Below are 5,756 nucleotides of genomic sequence, written 5' to 3' on the forward strand. Positions count from 1 at the left end.
CCATTCCTGAGGAAGTGCGCCCCGCCAAGGATCAGCCGTTCTACCATCTCTATGCCGAAAATTCGGACACCGAATATATGGCCTATGTGTCCGAGCAGAATCTGGAGCGCGACGACAGCGGCGCGCCGTTGCGCAATCCGCAGATCGACGAGGCCTTCGTGCGCTCGGATTCCGGCTGCTATGTCCGTCGCCAGCGCGTGCTGAACTGACTTTTCAGGTCACATCGGCAAAACCGCCCAATTCAGACACAAAAAACGCGCGGCTTTCGCCGCGCGCTGAGCGTTCTGGCCGCCGCGCTGGGCGGCGGCCGATCTCGTGAAGCCTTACTTGGCCGGCGCGGGCGCCGGAGCGGCGGGCGCGGCCGGAGCCGGCGCGGCGGCGCCGCCCTGCTGCTGCTCGAGCTTCTTGCGCTCTTCCTCGGCGCGCTTCTGCAGCTCGGCGGCGAGCTTCTTCTGCTGCTCTTCCAGAACCTTGGGGTCGATCGCCGGGCCGTCGAAGGCCTTGCCGAAGCCGGCCAGCGGCAGGTTGAACACCACTTCCGCATTGGCCTGGTTCTTGACCACGACCGTCATGGTCGTGCCCTTCTTCATGGCGTCGATCACGTCCTTCTTGATCTTGGCCTCGGCGAAGCAACCATTCGGGAAGCAAATCTCGAACGAGCCTTCCGACACCGGACCCTTATCGACCGCGAAGCGGAAGCCCGGGCGCAGCATCAGGCCGACCGGCATCAGGAAGCGGACGATGCGGGTGTCGTCGCCCTTCACGTCATAGACGGCGAGCGCGAGGACCGGGGCCTGGTCCTTCTGGGCGCCGAAATCGCGGGTGGTGTAGCAGATGTCCTTGTTGGCGGCGTTGTCGTGGCCGCACACCTTGGTCCAATCCGCCTGGGTGGGGATCAGGTCGACCTTCAGCGGGCCCTGCGGCGCGCCGGGCTGTCCGCCCGGAGCCTGACCCGGCGCCGGAGCCTGTCCGGCCGGCGCGCCGGGCTGCTGGGCGAAGGCCGGCGCGGAGCCGAGGAGGAGCGCGCCCGCGACCAGAGCGGCGCCGAAGCGGGACGAAGACATCGACATTCGAAATCCTTTCAGCGAGCCGACCGATGCCGACGCGCAAGCAGCGAGAGAACCCGTGTTCACCCCTTCGGAGCAAGTCGGGGCGCTCATCGCCTTTAAATAAGGCGACAGATTGACGGCGCCTTCATATCTGCTTCGCCGCCGATTTTCCAGCGCTGAAATCCGCGCGCGCCGCGATTTTGTTGAGCGTGGCCGGGGAAAGACGGGCGCCCTTTTCGATAATTTGCTTTAGCATCGCGCCATGCGTCCCCTCGCCTTCGCCTCGCGCCGAATCGCCGCCGTCGCGCTCGCCCTCGCCGTCGCGGCGGCCCCGGCGCGCGCGGGCGATTCCGCGCCCGCCGGCGGAGGGCGAGTCAGCCACGCCATCGCCATGCAGGGCGAGCCCGCCCTGCCGGCCGGCTTCCAATGCCTGCCCTATGCCGATCCGGCCGCCCGCAAGGGCGGGACGCTGCGCCTCGGCGAATATGGCGCCTTCGACAATCTCAACCCCTATGGCGTCAATGCCGGGACCACGGCGGCCGGGATCGCCGGGCCGGTCTATGAGAGCCTGATGGCGCGCTCCTACGACGAGCCCTTCACGCTCTACGGCCTGATCGCGCAGACGATCGAGACCAATGACGCGCGCGATTACGTCGTGTTCCGGCTCGATCCGGCGGCGCATTTCTCGGACGGGACGCCGATCACCGCCCGCGACGTGCTGTTTTCCTTCAATCTGCTCAAGACCAAGGGCCGGCCGCAGCAGCGCGCCGCCTATGGCCTGGTGCGCGCGATCGAGGCTTTGGACGACCACACCATCCGCTATGACCTCGCCGGCGCCGACGACCGCGAATTGCCGCTGATCCTGGCGCTCATGCCGGTGCTGCCGGCCCATGCCATGACCGAGCAACGTTTCGCCGAGGAGGGCCTCGCCGTTCCGCTCGGCTCCGGCCCTTACAAGGTGGCCGAGGTGAAGCCCGGCGAAAAACTCGTCCTGCGCCGCGACCCGGCCTATTGGGGCAAGGATCTGCCGATCAATTGCGGCCGTTACAATTTTGCCGAGATCGTGTTCGACTACGGCCGCGACGACAACAGCCTGTTCGAGGCGTTCAAGGCGGGGCTGGTCGATTATCGCGAGGAGACCGACCCGCATCGCTGGGTCGGCGGCTATGATTTCTCGGCCCGGCGCGACGGGCGCGTCGCGGTGGAGGCGCTGCCGCTCGGCGGGCCCAAGGGGCTGCGCGGCTTCGCCTTCAACACCCGCCGCGCGAAATTCGCCGATCCCCGCCTGCGCGAGGCTTTGGCGGCGATGTTCGACTTCGAATGGCTCAACGCCAAGCTCTATTCGAACCTCTACACCCGCACCAAAAGCTTTTTCGACGAATCCGAACTGTCGAGCGTCGGCCGCCCCGCCAGCACGGCCGAGCGCGCCTTGCTGGCGCCCTTTCCCGGCGCCGTGCGCGAAGACATTCTGGAGGGGCGCTGGACGCCGCCGCGCTCCGACGGTTCGGGCCGCGACCGCGAACTGGCGAAAAAGGCGCTGGCGCTGGCCGAAACAGCCGGCTGGACGCTCAAGGACGGCGTGCTGACCCGCGACGGCGAGCCGTTGCGCTTCGAAATCCTGGTCGCCGACCGCGAACAGGAGCGGCTCGCGCTCTATTATTCAGGCGCTCTACGCCGGATCGGCGTGGAGACGCGGGTGCGGCTGGTCGACGACGTGCAATACCAGCGCCGCCGGCAAAGGTTCGATTTCGACATGATGATCGGGCTTTGGCAGGCTTCCGCCTCGCCCGGCAACGAGCAGCGTATGCGCTGGGGCGGCGACAGCGCCGCGCAGGAGGCGTCCTATAATCTGGCAGGTGCGAAAAGCCCAGCCATTGACGCGATGATCGCGGCCTTGCAGGCGGCGCGCGGCCGCGAGGAATTCGTCACCGCCGCCCGCGCGCTGGATCGCGTGCTTCTGTCGGGATTTTATGTGGTCCCGCTGTACCATTCGCCCGCGCAATGGGTCGCGTACTGGCGGCGGATCGCGCATCCAGCGGTTTTGCCGCATTATGCACAACCCTTATTTGGCGAGGCGCTGGAGAGCTGGAGCCTGGCGCCGACGCCTGATCCGGCGCCGCAGCCTCCGAAGCCGCATTGAGCGCGGCGATGAAACTGCGCGGCGCGGTTTCGATCCAGGACGGCGCGCCTGCGCGATCCGTCTCGTCCCGCGCCCAATCCGGCCGATTCGCGGCCAAGGCGGCTTCGCTGGCGCGGGCCCTTTGACCCTCGACGCGCAGCAGCCGGACAAGCCAGGCCTCGATGGCGCGTCCCGCGACCATGAGGGCGAGAAAGGCGAGCAGAAAAGCCCAGGCGTTCACCGCGCTTGCGGCGCCGAAGGCCACGGCCTGAAACAGCCGCAGGGCATAGGCCTCGTAAAGTTCGTCGGCGTGCGGCGCGGATTCGTCGGAGCGGGCCGTCGCGCTCCAGGGCCCGCCGTCCTCGCCACCGAAGCGCAAGGCGAACACGCAGCAGGCGGCCGACAATTCGACCCAGACGGAATCGAACAGCCAGTCCTCCGGCGCGAAGGCCATCCAGATCCGGCCCGCAAGCCAGCCGGACAGAGCGGCGGCAATGGTGAAAACGAGGGCCGCCCGGCGCCCGCCGAAGCGGGGATCGAGGGCGATCAGAGCGCCAAACAGGACAGCAGCCAAAACGGTGAGCGCCACGGCGGAATCCCCGCGGATCGAGACTGGCGACCGATAAAATTTGAAGGAAAAGCACTAACGTTTGGTTAACGGGACGTTACGTGAGTCGCATATCGCCGGCAAAATGAATCCGCGCCCACGCCCTTGCCATTTGCGTCGCGGCGCTTAACTTTCCCGTGAGCCGGCAGCGCTGCGGAGACGACGATTGGACATCATCAAGGCAGCCCTCGATCTCGGGCGACGCTCCGGGGGCCGCGCCTGGCCGCCGAGCCGCCTCGCCCTGGCCCTGCAGGGCGGAGGCTCATTCGGCGCCTTTACCTGGGGCGCGCTCGAACGGCTGCTCGAAGAGGAGTCCATCACGCTCGACGCCTTTTCCGGCGCGAGCGCAGGCGCCGTCAATACGGCCGTGCTGGTTTCCGGCCTCGCCGAGGGCGGGCGCGAAGGCGCCCGGCAGAATCTCGAAAAATTCTGGACCCGCGCCAGCCAGACCGCGACCTTCCTGCCCAAGGCGGTGACCGTGCCGCTCGGCTTTCTCGCCCGCGCGTTGTCGCCCTATCAATTCAATCCCTTCGATCTGAACCCGTTGCGCGTCGCGCTGGAGGATCATGTCGATTTCGAGCGGCTTCGCCACGTGTCGAGCCCGCGCCTGCTGATCGCGGCGACGCGGGTCAGCACGTCCAGCCTGCGCATTTTTCGCAACGACGAACTGACCGTCGACGCGGTGCTGGCCTCGGCCTGCCTGCCGCTGCTGCACCAATCGATCGAGATCGACGGCGAGCTTTACTGGGACGGCGGCTATATCGCCAATCCGCCGCTGACCCCGCTGGTGATGGAGACCGAAGCCTCGGACGTGCTGATCATCCAGATCTCGCCAACCAAATCGCAGAAGGCCCCGCGCGCCCGGGCCGACATCGAGCGGCGGATCGACCAGATCAATTTCGCTTCGACGCTCGACCGCGAGATCGAGGCGATCCGCCTGCTGGCGCCGCTCTGCGCGGGCGGCGACGCCTCGGGCAAATGGGCGCGGCTGCGGCTCGACCGGCTCTCCGCCGAAGACGCGATCGAAACGCTCGCCGAACACAGCCCCGGCAATCTGCAGTGGTCCTTCGTCAGCCAATTGCGCGAGGCCGGCCGCGCCGCCGCCAGCGACTGGATCGCCCAGACCGGCGATTTCTCGCCGCATTTCTTCACCGGTTGACGCAAAAGACGCCGCGAAACAAGCCATAGGAGACGAGATGAGCGCGAAGAATCTGCAATTCGTGACCCTGCTGGGCAGCCTGCGCAAGGCTTCGGTCAATGGCGGCGTCGCCCGCGCCCTGCCCGCTCTGGCGCCGGAAGGCGTAGCCATTTCCGCGCTCGGTTCGGTCGGTGATTTCCCGCTCTACAATGCTGATGTTCAGGCCGAAGGCATCCCCGCCGCGGTCGAGGCCATGGGCGCGGCGATCAAGGCGGCCGACGGGCTGATCATTGTCTCGCCGGAATATAATTATTCCGTGCCCGGCGCGTTGAAGAACGCCATCGACTGGCTGTCGCGCCTTTCACCTAATCCATTCAAGGCCAAGCCCATATTGATCCAGAGCGCCTCGCCCGGCGCGCTCGGCGGCGCGCGCATGCAATATCATTTGCGCCAGTCTTTCGTCTTTCTGGACGGCCGGGTGTTCACGGTTCCCGAAGTGATGATCGGCGGCGCCTATGGCAAGTCCGACAACGCCACCGGCGACCTGACCGACGCGGGAACCAAGGACTTTTTGCGCAAGCAATTGGCGGCGTTTGCGGAATTCGCGCAGGGATAAGCGGTTTCCAGGCGACCGGCTGACATGCGCGTGGCGCCGCGTCGACGCCGCGCGCATTGGTGGATCAAGAAATGCTCCGCCGTAAGCTAGGCTTGACTAAATTCTTCAACCGCGCCCAGTCGGTCGATGAGTACTTTGAGCTTTGCCTGGCAAAGTTCAAGGTGCCCGCGGAGCGCCCTGATTTCCTCCTCTCTTAGCGGATTTGAAGAAAGTTCGGCTTGGTCGAT

Annotated in this window: 6 protein-coding genes; 5 read left to right on the forward strand and 1 reads right to left on the reverse strand. The window is 66.4% G+C overall.

All coding sequences use genetic code 11. From position 1 onward, the window contains the following. Positions 1–209, forward strand: a 209-nt coding sequence (hspQ, locus tag ACE3S9_RS13630) for a heat shock protein HspQ (protein WP_374547015.1), incomplete at its 5' end; no start/stop codon positions are given. 114 nt (positions 210–323) lie between these two features. Here hspQ and ACE3S9_RS13635 read toward each other — a convergent pair. Next, entirely contained in the window at positions 324–1,070 is a 747-nt protein-coding gene (locus tag ACE3S9_RS13635; protein ID WP_374547016.1) for an invasion associated locus B family protein, read from the reverse strand. A gap of 241 nt (positions 1,071–1,311) precedes the next feature. On the opposite strand from ACE3S9_RS13635, the gene ACE3S9_RS13640 reads away from it, so the two are divergent. From ACE3S9_RS13640 to ACE3S9_RS13655, 4 genes are all read left to right on the forward strand, one after another. Then, positions 1,312–3,189 (forward strand): extracellular solute-binding protein, encoded by a 1,878-nt coding sequence (locus tag ACE3S9_RS13640; RefSeq protein ID WP_374547017.1) that lies wholly within the window; start codon positions 1,312–1,314, stop codon positions 3,187–3,189. 121 nt (positions 3,190–3,310) lie between these two features. Beyond that, a complete protein-coding gene (locus ACE3S9_RS13645) occupies positions 3,311–3,826 on the forward strand; it encodes a hypothetical protein (protein WP_374547018.1) in 516 nt (171 codons plus the stop codon). 115 nt (positions 3,827–3,941) lie between these two features. Next, entirely contained in the window at positions 3,942–4,934 is a 993-nt protein-coding gene (locus ACE3S9_RS13650) for a patatin-like phospholipase family protein (protein ID WP_374547019.1), read from the forward strand. A 37-nt stretch (positions 4,935–4,971) separates the two neighbouring features. Beyond that, on the forward strand, positions 4,972–5,529 hold the full coding sequence (locus ACE3S9_RS13655) for an NADPH-dependent FMN reductase (protein ID WP_374547020.1): 558 nt from the start codon (positions 4,972–4,974) through the stop codon (positions 5,527–5,529). Positions 5,530–5,756: the final 227 nt, after the last annotated feature.

It is taken from the genome of Rhodoblastus sp. (genome assembly GCF_041915505.1).
Taxonomy (GTDB): Bacteria; Pseudomonadota; Alphaproteobacteria; order Rhizobiales; family Beijerinckiaceae; genus Rhodoblastus.

Excerpts from the sequence above, each read along its gene's own strand:
- ACE3S9_RS13655 (WP_374547020.1), top strand. The coding sequence starts at position 4,972 with ATGAGCGCGAAGAATCTGCAATTCGTGACCCTGCTGGGCAGCCTGCGC.
- ACE3S9_RS13635 (WP_374547016.1), bottom strand. The coding sequence starts at position 1,070 with ATGTCGATGTCTTCGTCCCGCTTCGGCGCCGCTCTGGTCGCGGGCGCG.
- ACE3S9_RS13640 (WP_374547017.1), top strand. The coding sequence starts at position 1,312 with ATGCGTCCCCTCGCCTTCGCCTCGCGCCGAATCGCCGCCGTCGCGCTC.